Here is a 16,636-nt window from a genome sequence, read left to right as displayed (position 1 = left end):
GTTCAAAACGGTTTGAGCACCACCAGCAAGACGATGCCGAACATCAACAGCGCCGGGATCTCATTGAAGAAGCGAAACCAGACATGACTGTGGCGCACCCGGTCAGCCGCGAAATCGGCCACCAGCCGGGCGCACCACAGATGAAAGACCACCAGCCCGGCCACCAGGGTCAGCTTGGCATGGAGCCAACCGCCGCCAAAGCCCCAGCCCAGCCATAGCCAGGTACCGAAACCGAGCGCCAGCACGCCAAGACCGGTGGTAAAGCGCAACAGCTTGCGCTCCATCAGCGCCAGCCGCGCGCGGGTGGCCGGGTCGCTGACCGAGGCGTGGTTGACGAACAGACGCGGTAGATAGAACAGACCGGACATCCAGCTGATCACGAAGATCAGATGCAGGGCCTTGACCCAGAGCATCGTTCAGCTCCTCTGCTGACGGGCCGCTTCATAGAGTGGCAGCACAATGGGCATCTTGGCCTGCAGCTCCTCGATGCGGGTGGCGTGGGACGGGTGGGTGGACAGAAACTGCGGCGGCTGGCCCTGGCTGGCCTGGCTCATCTTCTGCCACAGCGAAATGGCGGCTCGCGGGTCGTAGCCGGCACGGGCGGCGAGTTCGAGGCCGATCGCATCGGCCTCCTTCTCGTGTTCGCGGCTATTGGGCAGGTTATAGGCCAGCTGGGTGACGTCGAGCGCGATATTGATCTGGTTGTCGTACTTGCCGCCCGTCACCAGCGATACGCCCTGGGCCAGCAGTTGCTGGCCGTAGATCTTCGACATCCGCTCGCGGCCATGCTCGCGCAGGGCATGGGCCATCTCGTGGCCCATGATGGCGGCAATCTCGTCGTCGCTGAGCTTGAGCCGCTCGATAATGCCGTCGAAGAACATGATCTTGCCGCCCGGGGCGCAGTAGGCGTTGAGTTCGGGTGAGTCCTCGACGTTGACTTCCCATTTCCAGTTGAGGGCGTCGCGGCGGTAGACCTCGACCTGGGGGATCAGACGGCGGGCAATGGCGCGGACCCGGTCGGTCTGGGGAGGATTGTCGTTCAGCCGGCCCTGGGCACGCGCTTCGCTCAGGGTCGCCTCGTAGGCCTGGGCGGCCATCCCTTCGACCTGTTCGGTCGAGAGCAGCGAGAACATCCGTTGTTCGCGCTCCACCCCGACCGCGCCGCCTTCGGTGGTCTGGACCTTTTCGCAGCCCGCCACCAGCAACACGGCCGCGAGCGCCGCGGCCAGGCGAGACAGATGGGACATGATGCTTAATCTCCGCAAGATCGGCGCCAACTCAGCGCCCATAGCGTTCGGCCTGTTCGACCTGACGTAGTTCGCTTTCGTCCTTGACGATCTGCTTGGCTTCGGCGTAACGCCGCTCGGTGATCAATTTGGCCAGCAACTGGCGCCGTTCACGGTCGGCCCGTTCGCGGGCCACCTGGGCATCGCGCGCTTCCTGCTGGTCTGCGCGGCGGGCCTCGTTGGCCAGTTCGCGCTCGCGTTGCTCGGCAGCACGCTGGGCTTCGCGGGCGGCCCGCTGTTCACGTGCGCCGACTTCGGCATTCCAGCGCTCGAATTCGGCATTGCGCTGGCGCGCCTCGCGCTCGGCGGCACGCTGTTCGGCCTCGCGGGCATAGCGCTCGCGGGCTTCGGCATTGTTGCCGGTCGCGGCCTGTTCGGCCTCGAGCATTTCCTGCTCCTGGCGCGCTACCCGTTCCTGTACCTGTTCGGCACTCTGCAACGCCCGTTCCTGCACATCGCGCAGCATGCGCTGTTGCGAATAGGCCAGTCCCAGATAGCCGACGACGAAGACCGTCAACAGGCCGAGTCCGAAATACAGCGGCATGCGCGAGCGACGCTCGGGCGCTGGCGGCAGCGCGCCGGGCACCCGCCCGGGCACGGTCATGCCGATTTCCATCATCGGCGCCTGCCCGGCCACCAGACTCGCGTCGTAGACCGAGCGGCGGATCGGGTTGGACAGCAGGAGATAGGCTTCTTCGAGCGCTTCCAGCCGCTGCCGTCGCAGCGGGCCGTCGGGGAGTTCGTTGAAGGTTTGCACCAGATCGGCGTAGGAACGCTCGATCTGGTCCTGGGAGGCATTACGGTCGACGCCCAGAATGGCGTAGTAGGTTTTTCCCGGCAGGCTGGTCATGGCGGTAAAGGGCAGAGGCCCACAGTAGAGGATGGAAGCGCCCGGGCCGCTCAGATCTCGATCATTTCGAAATCTTCCTTGCGGGCGCCGCAGTCGGGGCAAGCCCAGTTCATCGGCACATCCTCCCAGCGCGTGCCCGGCGCAATCCCATCTTCTGGCCAACCTGCCGCCTCGTCGTAGATAAAGCCGCAAATCAGGCACATGTATTTTTTCATTGTCGAACCTTGTCGCTTGGGTAGATGGGATAATGGCTAAAATTTTATCGCATTCGACCCCGACACAACTGTTCAATGAACGAGACCCCACCCATCGTCCTGGTATTTGCCGGCAACGACCCTTCGGGCGGCGCCGGTCTGTCGGCTGACCTCGCGGCGCTCGGCGCCCTTGGCTGCCACGGTCTGCCCGTCGTCACGGCGCTGACGGTGCAAGACACCGCCGGCATGGAAGACTTCCTCGCCATCGACGCCGAAATGGTGTCCGACCAAGCGCGCTTCGTGCTGGAAGACATGCAGATCGCCGCCATCAAGGTCGGCGTCGTCGGCAGCGTGGAAAACCTCACCGTGATCGCCGAGATTGCCGCCGATTATCCCGAGGTGCCGCTGATCGTCGATCCGGTATTCGCCACCGGCGGCGGCGATGAATTCGCCTCCGACGATCTGATCTCGGCCATGCGCGAGCTGCTGCTGCCGCATACCCTGATCCTGACCCCCAACAGCCTCGAAGCCCGCCGTCTGGCCAGCGATGACCCCGACGAGCAGGAGACCATGTCGATCGACGAGGCTGCGCTCGGCATCCTGCGCTTTGGCTGCGAGCATGTGCTGGTGACGGGTACCCACGAAAACACCCTGCAAGTCACCAATATGCTGTTCGGCCGTGGCGGCCGGCTGCGGGTCGATACCTGGGAGCGCCTGCCGCACAGCTACCACGGTTCGGGCTGTACGCTGGCCTCGGCACTGGCGGCCCTGCTGGCCAACGGGATGGAACTGCCGCAGGCGGTGCGCGAGGCCCAGGCCTATACCTACCAGACCCTGCTCAACGCCTACCGTCCCGGCATGGGCCAGCATCTGCCCGATCGGCTGTACTGGATGCGCGGCGAGGAAGACCCGACCGAATGAAGGGCAATATCATCGACGGCCTCTACGCCATCACCCCCGACTGGCTCGACGACGAACATCTGCTCGAAACGGTCGAAGCGGTGCTGGCGGGCGGGGTTTCTCTGTTGCAGTACCGCAACAAGCGCGCCGATGCCGCCACCCGGCTGCGGCAGGCGCGGGCGCTGCGGGCACTGACCCGGCGTTTCACCGTGCCGTTGATCATCAATGACCATCTCGACCTGGCCGAGGCGATCTCAGCCGAAGGGGTCCATCTGGGCGGTAACGACGGCAACCTCGCCGTCGCCCGTGCCCGGCTCGGCCCGACCGCCATTATCGGTGCCTCGTGTTACGCCAGTATCGAACGCGCCCGCGCCGCCCGGGCGGCCGGGGCCAGCTATCTGGCCTTTGGCGCCGTCTTCCCGTCGCTGACCAAACCGAACGCTCCGCTGGCACCGCTGACCCTGTTTGCACAGGCCGCCGAACTGGGCCTGCCCACGGTCGCGATTGGCGGCATCGATGCCGACAATATCGCCGAGGTCGGCGCCGCCGGTGCCGATGCCGCCGCCGTGATCGGTTCCCTGTTTCTCGAAAGCCCGGCACCAGGCGTCACGGCCGCTACCATGCTGGGGGCTTTACGGGCGGGGCAGGCATTACATCGCGGAGAATAAAGGACGGGGGAAATCAATTTATCTGCAAGATGCTTGCAAGATAAACTGCTGGATAAATGGAATATTTAAAAATTTATCCCAAGCAGCGCTTCCCTCTTCCCGTCCGCCTCTACACCAAGTCCCCCAGGCAAGGCGCTTGAATCAGTCCCGCTGCGATCGATCTCTGAAGGTCAGGACCGCTTGATCGAGCGGCGATGCCAGCGGCTCGAAGGGTCCGGGAAAAGGCTGCCCCATGGCAGTGATCGATAAGAAATGGCGTCGAGTCGGTCCCATCCTGCAAGGCAGCGCTGGACGGTGCATCGCACCTGGACGCCATTCCCAATGAGACACGGCCTCAGGCGCCGTGGCACTTCTTGAATTTCTTGCCGCTGCCGCACGGGCAGGGATCGTTGCGGCCGACCTTGGGTTCTTCGCGGCGGAAAGGCGCTTGCGGCTCGCCGTCTTCTTCGTCCTCGTCCAGCTCATCGAGATCGTCTTCGCTGAAGCAGGCCCAGGTGCCGATCTCTTCAAGCACGTCGCGGGGATAGCCACCGGAGGACCGTTCACGCAGCGCAGCCTGACAGGCTTCAAACGGCTGTTGCAGGTCTTCGGCCAGCATGGTGCGGTCAGCCAGTTCGGGGTTGATCCAGCCTTTGTCGTACCAGCCCAGGATTTCCTCGGCCAGCTCCGCCGCGCCGATCTGGGTGGCGGTGTAGACCACGGTATCGAGCAGTTCTGCCGTCTCGTTGGTGGCCTCGTCGCGCTGGGTGGTGCTGGCCGGGAGACGGGCAAACAGGGCGCGTCCGGTGTCGCCCAGCCACTGCACCAGCCCGGCCCGGTCGCTGTCGCCCTCAAGTACCCGGATCGCCAGGGCATCGAAGGCAGCGCTGCGGCCCCAGAACGAGGCCGACTCGTCGAGTGCCAGCGTGTGGAGCTTGCCGTCGTCGTCGCAGCAGGCAGCCAGCGCGCGCGGCAGGGTCTCGGTCATATGGTCGCCGAGCAGGGCGTCGAGCTGATCTTCGGGCATCCGTGCCAGCTGGAGCAGCGCAGGAAAGGCCCGCGTTTCACGCCAGCCAGCCAGCAGGAACAGCGCATAGATATGGAGCATCCACGGATCGTCGCCACTGGCGTAGTCCGGATCGGCAGCAACCCGGTCGAGTTCGGCAAGCAGAGGATCGGCGTAACGCGCTGGATCGGCCACCACTGCCGCCAGCGAGGCAGCGGGCGCGGCGTCGTGATAACGCTGGAGATCCGAGGGCAGGGCTTCGAGATGGGGCAGGGACATGGCGAGATCCGCTCAGAACGGCAAAGCCGCCATTATCAGCCTGGGCTTTGCCGCCACGAAAGAGGCTGATGCATCGGACTTCGCTATTTGAGCATTAAGCTTCATAGCGCAAAACTCTTGCTGACTCCGACTCAGACTCCTGCCCCGCTCCCAGCTTCGGAAGCAGAGGCCGTCGCGGATGCAGGATAGGTGCGTGAGCGGTGGCGGGAGGGGGCCGGGTTGGAGACGAAAGCGGGTGGGAGAGGTGGCGGCTTTCTGCCTTGCGGCCTATGTCCGTCTCAGGGTACGGGTGCGCCGGTGGAGGCCGACCAGAGCGCGTACCAGTCGCTGCGTTCGAGCTCGACTGAAAAGGCCGCCGCGGCTTCTTGATAGCCTTCCAGGCGCGAGCTGCCGACGATGGGCAGCGGGCGGGCCGGATGGCGCAGCAGCCAGGCGTGGGCCAAGGTGGAGGCGCTGACCGCGTATTTGGCGGCCAGGCTGGTCAAGGTGGTCTGGACCTGGCGGGCGCTGTCGTCTTCACCACGGAGCAGCCGGCCGCCCGCCAGCGGCGACCAGATCATCGGCGCCCGGCCCAGTTGCTGGGCCTGATCGAGCGTGCCGTCGAGCATCGGGGCCAGGTGCAGCAGCGAGCATTCGATCTGGTTGGTAACGAGCCGGTAGCGGCTGTCGAGCAGGGCGAATTGGGACGGGGTGAAATTGGAGACACCGAAGTGGCGCACCTTGCCCGCGCGCTGGAGCGACTCGAAGGCGCTGGCGATTTCATCGGCATCCATCAGCGGGTCGGGCCGGTGGATCAGCAGCAGATCGAGCCGCTCGGTGCCGAGTGCCTTGAGCGAGGCATGGACGCTTGCTTCGAGATGGGCGCGCGAGGTGTCGTAGGACTTGATCCGGTGTTCCGGCCGATTGGGGTGGACCAGCCGGATACCGCACTTGCTGACCAATTCGATGCGTTCACGCAGATCGGGACGGGCCTTGAGGGCTTCGCCGAACAGGGCCTCCACCGTATAGCCGCCGTAGATATCGGCATGGTCGAAGGTGGTGATACCGAGTTCCAGACAGGCTTCGATCCAGGCAATACGACGCGCCAGCGGCCATTGCCACTCGCCGAGCCGCCAGGTGCCGGCCACCAGCCGGGAAAATTCGGGACCGTCACGACTGAGGGTGAGGCGAGGAACGGGGGTAGAACTCATGGGAGCTGGCTCCTGTCTGGCGCGAACATGGACTGTCCGGCACGGGTTGGCATGAGAAACGGCCTCCAAGCGGTCCCCGCTCGCAGGGGTGACGCGACGCTTCCCTGTCTGCGCCTTCACGGCCATGGGCGCCGGAAGTGTCCGGTTGCTTCACCTGGAGACTGCGCTGGAGGCGATTCCACCAATTAAGACATTCCTTTTCCGAATGCCTTCTTGCCTAATTGCAAGACAGAATCTTGCACATCAACAAAAACAGGCATGCAATAAATGCATACCTGCCTTCAAAGAAGAGTCGCCTGAAGCGACGACTCAAGCATTGGCTGCTTACAGCTTGTGGTAGACCTGAGCGCCTTGTTTGACGAACTCGATCGACTTCACTTCCATGCCCTTCTGCAACGCTTCCTGCTCGGACACCCCCTGGCTGGCGGCGAAATCGCGCACATCTTGGGTGATCTTCATCGAGCAGAAATGCGGTCCGCACATCGAGCAGAAATGGGCCACCTTGGCGCCTTGCTGCGGCAGCGTCTCGTCGTGGTATTCGCGGGCACGGTCGGGGTCGAGGCCGAGGTTGAACTGGTCTTCCCAGCGGAATTCGAAGCGAGCCTTGGACAGCGCATTATCGCGGATCTGCGCACCCGGATGGCCCTTGGCCAGATCGGCTGCATGGGCAGCGATCTTGTAGGCCATGATGCCTTCCTTGACGTCGTCCTTATTGGGCAGACCCAGGTGCTCCTTGGGCGTGACGTAGCACAGCATGGCGGTGCCGTACCAGCCGATCTGGGCGGCGCCAATGGCGCTGGTGATATGGTCGTAGCCCGGCGCGATATCGGTGGTCAGCGGACCCAGCGTATAGAACGGCGCCTCGCTGCAATAGTCGAGCTGGAGGTCCATATTCTCCTTGATCAACTGCATCGGCACATGGCCCGGGCCTTCGATCATGGTCTGGACATCGTGCTTCCAGGCGACCTGGGTCAGTTCGCCCAGGGTCTTGAGTTCGCCCAGTTGCGCATCGTCGTTGGCGTCCCACACCGAACCGGGCCGCAGGCCGTCGCCCAGGCTGAAGCTCACATCGTAGGCGCGCATGATTTCGCAGATTTCCTCGAAATGGGTGTAGAGGAAATTCTCCTTGTGATGCGCCAGACACCACTTGGCCATGATCGAACCGCCCCGGCTGACGATGCCGGTCATGCGCTTGGCGGTCCAGGGCACATAGGCGAGGCGAACGCCCGCGTGGATGGTGAAATAGTCGACGCCCTGCTCGGCCTGCTCGATCAGGGTGTCGCGGAAGATCTCCCAGGTCAGCTCCTCGGCACGACCATCGACCTTTTCCAGCGCCTGATAGATCGGCACCGTACCGATCGGCACCGGGCTGTTGCGCAGGATCCATTCGCGGGTTTCGTGGATATGTTTGCCCGTCGAAAGATCCATGATGGTGTCGGCGCCCCAGCGGATGCCCCAGGTCATCTTCTCGACTTCTTCCTCGATCGACGAGGTCACGGCCGAGTTGCCGATATTGCCGTTGATCTTCACCAGGAAGTTGCGGCCGATGATCATCGGCTCCGATTCCGGATGGTTGATATTGGCCGGGATAATGGCGCGGCCGCGCGCCACTTCGTCGCGGACGAACTCGGGGGTGATCTGCTCGGGGATGGCGGCACCGAAGCTATGGCCACGATGCTGACGGGCCAGCAGCTCGACCATCCGGGCGCCGTTGGGGCCGGTGGCTTGCAGGCTGGCCAGGTATTCCTGACGGCGCAGGTTTTCGCGGATCGCCACGAATTCCATCTCGGGCGTCACGATGCCCTGGCGGGCGTAATGCATCTGGGTGACATTGCGGCCAGCAAGGGCGCGGCGCGGTTTGCGGGTCAGCTCGAAGCGCAGATGGTCGAGCGACGCATCGCCTTCGCGGGCACGGCCGTATTCGCTCGAGAGGCCGGCCAGCAGTTCGGTATCGGCGCGCTCTTCGATCCAGCTGGCGCGCAGCGGGGCCAGACCTTTTCGCACATCGATGGCGATCTTGGGGTCGGTGTACGGGCCGGACGTGTCGTAGACATAGATCGGCGGATTGGCTTCACCACCGAAGCTCGTGGGCGTATCGGCCTGGCAGATTTCGCGCATCGGCACGCGCAGATCGGGCCGGCTGCCTTCGACGTAGATTTTCTGGGAATTGGGAAAGGGCTGGACGGCAGCTTCGTCCACATGGGCAGTCTGCGACAGGATCTTCTTCTGGTGCGGCGCGTTCACTGGAGGGATCTCCTCGGATGGGCGACGCAGGGAAGACGGACGCGCGGACGCGGTGCCGCAGGACGCTTCCCTACGCCGGTGTTAACCGGATCAGGTGCTGAGGGTTTGTCTCATCCTCCGTCCATCATTGACGGAAGAACCCCTAGCGTCTGGAAATGCTGTGAAGCTAAAGCAAATATGGAATAATTACAACGATTAATCGATGCCAAATCGAATGACTCAAAGCGCCGCCTTTCGCGGCGTTTTCGTTGTGGAAAGGATGCCCCAATGGATTGGGAAAACGCCCGCTTCAATATGGTCGAACAGCAAATCCGCCCGTGGGATGTGCTCGACCAGACCGTCCTGAATCTGCTGTTTCACGTGAAACGTGAGCAGTTTGTCCCCGAAGCCCATCGCCAGATGGCTTTTGTCGATATGGAGCTGCCGCTGGGTAATGGTTTCCGCATGTGGCAACCCAAGCTCGAAGCCCGGGTCTTGCAGGAACTGGGCCTTAAGCGCACCGACCGGGTGCTGGAGATCGGTACCGGCTCGGGCTATCTGACGGCGCTGCTGTCGCATCTGGTCAAGCATGTCTATTCGGTCGAGATCGACCCGGCCACGGCCGATGCCGCGCGGGAGCAGCTCAAGGCGGCCGGTTGCCTCAATGTCACGGTCGAAACGGGCGATGCCGCCCTCGGTTGGGACCGCCATGCGCCTTACGATGTGATCGTGGCCGGTGGCTCCTACCCCACCCGCCCCGAGGCGCTGCTGGGCCAACTGGCCGAAGGCGGCCGGCTGTGGGCTGTGGTGGGCGAGCTGCCGGTGATGAGCGCTTCGCTGTTCACCAAGGTCGGCGGCGCGGTCAAGGAAGAGAAGCTGTTCGAGACCGTGCTGGAGCCGCTGCGTAACGTCCCGCCGGCGCCCAAGTTCCAGTTCTGATGTCCCATAGCGTAAGCCGGCCCCTGAGCCGGCTTTTTTGTCCGATACCGGCCCGTCTGGGCCGGTTTGCCTAGGAGAGACGAGATGGAAGTCCTGACCCCGACCGAACTGGCCGCCTGGCTGGCCGACGCCAGCCGGCCGCGCCCGCTGCTGCTCGATGTGCGCGAGCCGTGGGAATTCGACCGCTGTCGTATCGATGGCGCGATCAATGTACCGATGCAGACCATCCCCGAGCGGATGCAGGAACTCGACGAAGCAGCGCCGATCGTGGCGATCTGCCACCATGGCATGCGCAGCTACCAGGTGGCGTCCTATCTCGAACGGGCCGGTTTCGAGACGCTATACAATCTGAGCGGCGGCGTGGCCGCCTGGGCCGATCAGGTCGATCCGGCCATGCCGCGCTACTGATGCCCCGGCGGCGGAAGCCGACCCGAATCCGCCCTGTCTCCCGTTCACGCCGTGTCGACTTCTACTGTCCGGGCCCCGGCCCTGATCGCCGCGTGACGGGTCCACCGCCCCAGGCGGTGATTTTTCCCGGAAACTGCCATGCCTGCCCTTGATGTCGCCATCTTGACCGACCGCCGCCTGCTCAATCCGCCGCTCGACGAGCCGTATGGCTGCCAGGTACTGCTTGAAGAGGCATGGCTGCTGCACCATCTGAAACGCCTGGGCCTGAGCGCCGCCCGGGTGGCCTGGGACGACCCGCAGCACGACTGGTCGAATACCGGCACCGCACTGTTTCGCAGCACCTGGGACTATTTCGAGCGCTACGACGAATTCTCGCCGTGGCTGGAAAACGTGGCCCGTATCCTGCCACTGCAAAATCGCTACGACCTGCTCAGCTGGAATCTCGACAAGCGCTATCTGCGTGATCTGGCCGAACAGGGCGTGGCCATCGTCCCCACCCTATATCTGGAACGCGGCAGTACGGCTGATCTGGCAATGCTGGCAGCGCGTCTGGGCTGCCACGAACTGGTGATCAAGCCGGTCGTCTCGGGTTCCGCCCGCCTGACCTTCCGTGGCACGCCGGCCTTGCTGCAAGCGCAGCTCGATAGCTGTCTGGTGAGCGAAGCGATGATGGTCCAGCCCTTTATGCCGACGGTGCTCGAACAGGGCGAGCTGTCGCTGATGGTGATCGACGGTCGCTTCAGCCATGCGATCCGCAAGACCCCGGCGCCGGGCGACTTCCGGGTGCAGGATGACCATGGCGGCATCGTTCACCCGTATTTCCCGAGTCCGGCCGAGATCGAGTTTGCCGAGCGCGCCGTGGCGGCCTGTCCGGTATTGCCGCTGTATGCCCGGGTCGATCTGGTCGAAGACGGCGATCGGCTGCGCATCATGGAACTGGAGCTGGTCGAGCCGGAACTGTTCTTCCGCTTCCGGCCGCAGGCGGCCGAAGCCTTGGCCCAGGGACTGGCCAAGCGGCTTGGCCGGGGCTAATGGAAAACATCAGGAAAACCTACTGCAATACGTGTGGTGTGCTTGAATAGAAAAGGAATTTTTTCTGCTGTTGCCTGGTCGGCACTGGCAAAAAAAATCGGCGCGGTGGCACCGCGCCGGCTAGTCGTATCCTGTAGGGGACAGGAGACAGAGGAGAAACCCGATAACGCGACAGACTGGCCGTCGCGCGATCACCCTGCAACAGACTGGCCGTCCTGGCCGAAGTTCCCGCTCTGGCTGCTGACGGCGCTGCTGTCCGGTTGCGGCACCTCGCCGTCGCCGGCCGAGGTGCGTGCCGCACATCGCAGTTCGGAAGCCTATCTGCTTGATCGCCACGGCGAATTGATCCAGATCAGCCGCAGCGATTTCCAGCAACGCCGACTCGACTGGGTGCCGCTTGAGGCCATCTCGCCGGCGCTGCTCGACACCCTGTTGCTGGCCGAAGACCGGCAGTTCTATTCACATGGTGGAGTGGACTGGTCAGCCATGGCCGGCGCGCTGCGTGACAGCACCCTGGGCGAGCGACGCGGCGCCAGCACCTTGACCATGCAATTGGCCGGGCTGCTCGATCCGGCCTTACGCACCGGCTCGGGCGGGCGCAGCCTGGGACAGAAGTTCGGTCAGATGCGGGCAGCGTGGCGCATTGAAGCGGGCTGGCAAAAATCCCAGATCCTCGAAGCCTATCTGAATCTGGCCACCTTCCGCGGCGAGCAGCAGGGCGTGGACGCGGCGGCCCGGCTGCTGCTCGGACGTGCCCCCCATGCGCTCGACCGCCGCGACAGCCTGTTGCTGGTCAGCCTGCTGCCCGCTCCCAACGCCTCCGCGCGCCAGGTCGGCGAGCGGGCGTGCCGGCTGGCGGCGCGCATCGCCGATGCACCGACCTGTCCGGTGCTGCGTGCCTATATCGACGCCGTGCTGACCACGCCGCGTCAGCCTCCCCCCACCCCGGCGCTGGCGCCCGAATTGCCAGTACTGCTGAAGCCCGTGGCAGGGCAACGGTTGCAGACTTCACTCGATGCCTCGTTGCAGCGACTGGTGCGGACGGTGCTGCGCGAGCAGATCGGCGCGCTGACCGGTCGCAATGTGCGCGATGGCGCAGCCGTGGTGCTCGACAATCAGAGCGGCGAGGTGCTCGCCTGGGTCGGCCGGCGCGACGACGGCGGCAGCGCTCGGTTCGTCGATGCGGTCATGGCGCCGCGTCAAGCCGGCTCCACCCTCAAGCCACTGCTCTATGGCCAGGCGATCGAGCGGCGGCTGCTGACGGCGGCGTCGCTGCTCGACGATTCGCCGCTCAGTATCGATACCGGTGCCGGCGCCTATACGCCGCAGAATTACGACCATCTGTTCCGTGGCCCGGTCAGCGTGCGGCGTGCGCTGGCTTCCTCTCTCAATATCCCGGCCGTGCGCACCGCGCAGTTGCTCGGGCTCGAACCGTTCCGCCAGCAGCTACAGGCATTTGGCCTGAACCTGCCCGCGCCCGCCGCCCATTACGGCTATGGCCTGGCCCTGGGCGCGGCCGAGGTCAGCCTGATCGATCTGGCCAATGCCTATCGGGCGCTGGCGCGGGCCGGCCACTGGTCGCCCTATCGGCTGACGCCGGGCGCCGCGCTGGCGGGGCGGACCGTACTGTCGCCGCAGGCGTCGTGGATCGTGGCCGATATGCTGGCCGACCGTGCCGCCCGGGCACCGGCGTTCGGCCTCGACAATCCGCTGGGCGTCCCCGGCTGGGCGGCGGTCAAGACCGGCACCAGCAAGGATATGCGCGACAACTGGGCAGTCGGCTTTAGCGAGCGCCATACGGTGGCGGTATGGATAGGCAATGCCGATGGCGAGCCGATGTGGGATGTATCGGGAGTCAGCGGCGCGGCTCCCGCCTGGCACAGCATCATGACTGCCCTGCTGGCCAGCGGGCCGTCCGCCCCGCCTGCGCCACCGCCCGGACTGAGCGAGCGGACGGTGCAGTTCGTGCCGGCACTCGAACCGAGCCGGCGCGAATGGTTTATCGCCGGCACCGAGCTTGAGCAGGTGGAACTTGCGGCCGCCCTCCATGGTCCTGCTATCGTGTATCCGACCCATGGCACGATGCTGGCGCTTGACCCCGATATTCCGGCCGAGCGGCAGCGCGTGGTATTCCGGGCAAGTGGTATTGCGGCGCGCTGGCGGCTCGATGGCCAATTATTGACAGCGCCGGCCGGGCCATATTTCTGGGCACCGACGCCCGGACGCCATGTACTGGCGCTGTGCGACGCCAGCGGCCGCGAGCTTGCCCGGGTGGCCTTCGAGGTGCGTGGCCGCCCCGCTTGAGACGGCAGCCACCGCCCCCATCTGCCATCATGAAGCGGTTACAATGGGTGTTTTGCGCCCTATACTCGGCGCGTCCAGCATAGATAAGGCAACGATCGTGGTGTTTTCGTTTTTCAAGAAAAAAGACGCGGAACCGCAAAAGCCGGAGCAGAAACAGCCGCGTATCGTCCAGCCCAAGCGTGCCGATGGCAGCGAAGTACCGCCTGCCGCCACGCCCGAGGCCCATTCGCCGGCCGATGGCCTCAGCCTCGATTTCACCACCATGGGCCAGAACACCATCTCGAGTGCCCGGATCGATGTGGTCGAATCGAGCGAGATCATCTCGCCCGCCATGGAAGAAGCGGCGATCTGCTATGCCAACGATCAGGTCGATGACGCCATTGCCATCCTGGCTGCCGATCTCGAAACCGTCGAAGGCCACCATGCCTTCGATACCTGGCTGATGTTGTTCGACCTGTACCAGATGCAGGGCAAACGGATCGAATTCGAAGAGCTGGCCCTGCAATTCGTGGTCGAATTCGAGCGCAGCGCCCCCATCTGGCAAGACCTGGGCGACCCAGCCAAATCGAGCAAGAAGCCGCAGCAGGCCAAGGCGGGCGGGCCGTTCTTCCAATTCCCCTCGGTGCTTGGCGCCGAAAATATCGAGACTCAGCTCGACCAGCTGGAAAAGCTGGCCGCCGCCGGCCCGGTCCGGGTCGAATTCGGCAAGATCGTCGCACTCGATTCAAGCGCCGCGCACGCCATGCTGGTGCGCTACGCCAAATTCAAGAAAGCCAAATACAAATTCCAGGTCTCGGGCGCCACCCAGTTCGCCGCCTTGCTGCAAAGCCGGATCGAGATCATGCGTCGGATCGACGACGAGGCACCGTTCTGGCTGCTGTTGATGGAGGTCTACCAGATGCTGGGCCTCCAGGAAGATTTCGAGAACACCGCCGTCGATTACGCCGTCACCTTCGAGGTGTCGCCGCCCTCGTGGGACGTGGCCACCAAGGCCAAGACCGCCGCCGAAGTGGCGGCCGAAGAAGCCAAATACCAGGCCGAACAGGCCGAGGCCTTCGAGTCGCCGCCCACCGACGGCTATGTCTTCAACGGCCCCATCGTCGCCGCGACGGAAGCGACCTTTGCCGGACTGCACGACTATGCGGCCGACCGGATGGAAGTCCGCATCGACTTCTCGCGCGTGCCCCGGGTCGATTTCGTCAGTTGCGGCATGTTGATGAACGAGCTGGTGGCGCTGACCGCCCAGTCGAAACCTATCGAGATCGTCGGCGCCAATGAGCTGATCGTGGCCTTGTTCCGCATCATGGGCATCGCCGAAGTGGCCAAGGTGGTGCGCAAGAAATAACACCGGTCGCGACCGGTGGCAGCACAGAGGGGGCTTGCAATCATGGCAAGCCCCCTCATCTTTGTACGGTGTTTAATCAGGCGCTAAGCCGGAAGGTCAGTTATGCAGCAATTCGACGGAACCACCATCGTCTCGGTCCGACGCGGCGACCAGGTCGCGCTGGGTGGCGACGGCCAGGTCACGCTGGGCAATGTGGTGATCAAGGCCTCGGCGCGCAAGGTGCGCAAGCTCTACCACGACCGGGTACTGGTCGGTTTCGCCGGCGGCACGGCTGACGCCTTTACCCTGTTCGAGCGGTTCGAAGGCAAGCTGGAAAAGCACCAGGGCCATCTGCTGCGTTCGGCCGTGGAACTGGCCAAGGACTGGCGGACCGACCGTATGCTGCGCCGGCTCGAAGCGATGCTGATCGTGGCCGACAAGACTGCCACCCTGGTGATTACCGGCAACGGCGACGTGCTGGAACCGGAACAGGGCATCGCCGCCATCGGCTCGGGCGGGGCCTATGCCCAGGCGGCCGCCAAGGCTTTGTTCGAAAATACTGAATTACCGGCAGACACGGTAGTCAAGAAATCGCTGATGATTGCGGGTGATATTTGCATTTACACCAATCACAATCATGTGATTGAAACGCTGTAATACGGTTTGCCGCAGGCGGTAAGCCTGCTGTAATCATTGATTGGCGCGGCTTGGCCGGGTAGTGACAACTCCCCGACCAACCACGCCAATAATTTTTTCTGCCACTGCGACCCGCTTCTTATCTCATTTCGATCTGATGAATATAAATTGCCTGGATATCCAAAAAATCTCCGGCCTATGCAAGAATCATCGTTGCCCTGAATACGGGTCTTGCTCCCCGTAAAAATGCGCCACTAGGAAATACCTGGTCATTTTCAGTACGCCTGTTTTATTGGATGAGCTGACAACGGCCACGGCCGCGCAAACAGGGCAAAGCCGTAAAAATGCAATAACAACGTCAATAGCACCTTGAGTGCACGAGGAGTTTTATATGAGTAAACAAGAAATGCGCCGCCCCAACGCGGTGCAGGCATTGGAAGTCGAACAACTGATCGGTGGCGCCGTCGAGCGTGCTCGTCAGGTCCGTGAGCTGTCGCTGGAAGAAATGGAAGCCGTATCGGGCGCCACCGGCGTCAAGCTGCCCGATGGCGGCGGCATCACGGTCGGCCTGCTGGCTGGCAACGAAACCAGCGGCATCTCCCAGCTCAAGCCGATCGAACTGCCGATCAAGCCGCCGATCAAGAAGCCGCCGGTCATCATGGGTCTGATGCCGCCCCCGCCCGCTGTGGAGTTGCTGGGCTAAGCCCAGGGTACGGCGGCGATGAGCACGCAAGGAGCCATGTGCCCGAGCGCCCCCTGGCAAAGCGAGGGGGCCCAGATCATCGGCATCGTCGGCGGTTCGGCCGATGCACCCGAGGTCACCTATCTGAAGGAAGCGGTATCGCCCACGGCCGAGCTGGTCGAGCGCCTGGGCGATGTGGCACCGGAGGAGGTGTTCCGGGTCGCCGCGCCGTGCGCCAAATCGAGCTGTATGCACCACGACGGTCATCACTGCTCGTTGGTGACGCGCATCGTCGAGGCCGTGCCGGTGGTATTCGACCGGCTCGCACCCTGTGCCATCCGTGCTACCTGCGTGTGGTGGGCCCAGGAAGGTCGGGAAGCGTGCAAGCGCTGTCCTCAGGTCGTGACCCATAACCATCGGGCCAACGAACTGATGACCCAGGCCGCGCAACCGCCGGTCAGAACCTAGACGTCGCCGTCGGGACGTCAAGGCAGAAGGGCGATCCGCCAACAGGCGGGTCGCCTTTCTTTTTTCACGGGAAATTCGGCTATCTAGGTTTTAGAAAAAAACAGGAAAATCATCTGCTAGATATACATACGGTATATTTGAAAAATAAATATATTCTCTAAATATATGGTGAATGCAGTCCTGCGGTTGAAATCGCTGTGAGCCGGCCCCATCTGCTTGCCTGGGACAAGCAGTCCCCATCCATCGAGCCAGATATCCCGCCGAATAC

Annotated in this window: 17 protein-coding genes and 1 riboswitch; of the genes, 10 read left to right on the top strand and 7 right to left on the bottom strand. The window is 63.6% G+C overall.

Annotated features, from left to right (window positions below):
* Nucleotides 1-2: 2 nt before the first annotated feature.
* The 4 genes from ACFOW7_RS14370 to ACFOW7_RS14355 are packed head-to-tail and all read right to left on the bottom strand — an operon-like array spanning nt 3 to nt 2,351.
* Nucleotides 3-413: a CopD family protein gene (locus ACFOW7_RS14370; protein WP_378165441.1), complete on the bottom strand. Its 411-nt coding sequence runs from the start codon at nt 411-413 to the stop codon at nt 3-5.
* A gap of 3 nt (nt 414-416) precedes the next feature.
* A complete protein-coding gene (locus ACFOW7_RS14365; RefSeq protein ID WP_378165439.1) occupies nt 417-1,247 on the bottom strand; it encodes a M48 family metallopeptidase in 831 nt (276 codons plus the stop codon).
* Between the two features lie 31 nt (nt 1,248-1,278).
* Entirely contained in the window at nt 1,279-2,136 is an 858-nt protein-coding gene (locus ACFOW7_RS14360; protein WP_378165436.1) for a DnaJ domain-containing protein, read from the bottom strand.
* Nucleotides 2,137-2,186: 50 nt separating this feature from the next.
* Nucleotides 2,187-2,351 carry a rubredoxin gene (locus tag ACFOW7_RS14355; RefSeq protein ID WP_378165434.1) on the bottom strand — a complete coding sequence of 55 codons (165 nt, stop codon included), beginning with the start codon at nt 2,349-2,351 and terminating at the stop codon, nt 2,187-2,189.
* A gap of 75 nt (nt 2,352-2,426) precedes the next feature.
* Between ACFOW7_RS14355 and thiD the strand changes: the two genes are divergently transcribed.
* Nucleotides 2,427-3,251, top strand: coding sequence for a bifunctional hydroxymethylpyrimidine kinase/phosphomethylpyrimidine kinase (gene thiD, locus ACFOW7_RS14350; protein WP_378165432.1), 825 nt, complete (start codon nt 2,427-2,429; stop codon nt 3,249-3,251).
* Nucleotides 3,248-3,898: a thiamine phosphate synthase gene (thiE, locus tag ACFOW7_RS14345; RefSeq protein WP_378165430.1), complete on the top strand. Its 651-nt coding sequence runs from the start codon at nt 3,248-3,250 to the stop codon at nt 3,896-3,898. Before thiD ends, thiE begins: the two co-directional genes overlap by 4 nt.
* A 334-nt stretch (nt 3,899-4,232) precedes the next feature.
* Here thiE and ACFOW7_RS14335 read toward each other — a convergent pair whose 3' ends face one another.
* From ACFOW7_RS14335 to thiC, 3 genes are all read right to left on the bottom strand, one after another.
* Nucleotides 4,233-5,162 (bottom strand): DUF1186 domain-containing protein, encoded by a 930-nt coding sequence (locus tag ACFOW7_RS14335; protein ID WP_449252233.1) that lies wholly within the window; start codon nt 5,160-5,162, stop codon nt 4,233-4,235.
* A 278-nt stretch (nt 5,163-5,440) separates the two neighbouring features.
* Nucleotides 5,441-6,352 carry an aldo/keto reductase gene (locus ACFOW7_RS14330; protein WP_378165428.1) on the bottom strand — a complete coding sequence of 304 codons (912 nt, stop codon included), beginning with the start codon at nt 6,350-6,352 and terminating at the stop codon, nt 5,441-5,443.
* 324 nt (nt 6,353-6,676) lie between these two features.
* On the bottom strand, nt 6,677-8,572 hold the full coding sequence (thiC, locus tag ACFOW7_RS14325) for a phosphomethylpyrimidine synthase ThiC (protein WP_378168041.1): 1,896 nt from the start codon (nt 8,570-8,572) through the stop codon (nt 6,677-6,679).
* A gap of 74 nt (nt 8,573-8,646) precedes the next feature.
* Nucleotides 8,647-8,750, bottom strand: a riboswitch (TPP riboswitch).
* A 113-nt stretch (nt 8,751-8,863) separates the two neighbouring features.
* Between thiC and ACFOW7_RS14320 the strand changes: the two genes are divergently transcribed.
* From ACFOW7_RS14320 to ACFOW7_RS14285, 8 genes are all read left to right on the top strand, one after another.
* Nucleotides 8,864-9,514: a protein-L-isoaspartate O-methyltransferase family protein gene (locus tag ACFOW7_RS14320; protein ID WP_378165426.1), complete on the top strand. Its 651-nt coding sequence runs from the start codon at nt 8,864-8,866 to the stop codon at nt 9,512-9,514.
* 84 nt (nt 9,515-9,598) lie between these two features.
* Entirely contained in the window at nt 9,599-9,922 is a 324-nt protein-coding gene (locus tag ACFOW7_RS14315; RefSeq protein ID WP_378165424.1) for a rhodanese-like domain-containing protein, read from the top strand.
* 138 nt (nt 9,923-10,060) lie between these two features.
* Nucleotides 10,061-10,954, top strand: coding sequence for an ATP-grasp domain-containing protein (locus tag ACFOW7_RS14310; RefSeq protein ID WP_378165422.1), 894 nt, complete (start codon nt 10,061-10,063; stop codon nt 10,952-10,954).
* 288 nt (nt 10,955-11,242) lie between these two features.
* Nucleotides 11,243-13,258 carry a penicillin-binding protein 1C gene (pbpC, locus tag ACFOW7_RS14305; protein ID WP_378165420.1) on the top strand — a complete coding sequence of 672 codons (2,016 nt, stop codon included), beginning with the start codon at nt 11,243-11,245 and terminating at the stop codon, nt 13,256-13,258.
* 97 nt (nt 13,259-13,355) lie between these two features.
* Nucleotides 13,356-14,603 carry an STAS domain-containing protein gene (locus tag ACFOW7_RS14300; RefSeq protein ID WP_378165418.1) on the top strand — a complete coding sequence of 416 codons (1,248 nt, stop codon included), beginning with the start codon at nt 13,356-13,358 and terminating at the stop codon, nt 14,601-14,603.
* A gap of 102 nt (nt 14,604-14,705) precedes the next feature.
* Nucleotides 14,706-15,239, top strand: a complete 534-nt coding sequence (gene hslV, locus ACFOW7_RS14295) for an ATP-dependent protease subunit HslV (protein ID WP_378165417.1) — start codon at nt 14,706-14,708, stop codon at nt 15,237-15,239.
* 370 nt (nt 15,240-15,609) lie between these two features.
* Nucleotides 15,610-15,921 carry a hypothetical protein gene (locus tag ACFOW7_RS14290; protein ID WP_378165416.1) on the top strand — a complete coding sequence of 104 codons (312 nt, stop codon included), beginning with the start codon at nt 15,610-15,612 and terminating at the stop codon, nt 15,919-15,921.
* Between the two features lie 18 nt (nt 15,922-15,939).
* The gene (locus ACFOW7_RS14285) at nt 15,940-16,368 is read left to right on the top strand and encodes a hypothetical protein (protein ID WP_378165415.1); all 429 of its coding nucleotides are present in this window, start codon (nt 15,940-15,942) and stop codon (nt 16,366-16,368) included.
* Nucleotides 16,369-16,636: the final 268 nt, after the last annotated feature.

This window comes from Chitinimonas lacunae, assembly GCF_042650885.1.
In the GTDB taxonomy this organism is placed as follows: Bacteria; Pseudomonadota; Gammaproteobacteria; order Burkholderiales; family Chitinimonadaceae; genus Chitinimonas_A; species Chitinimonas_A lacunae.
This window is presented reverse-complemented; position numbering and strand designations above follow the sequence as displayed.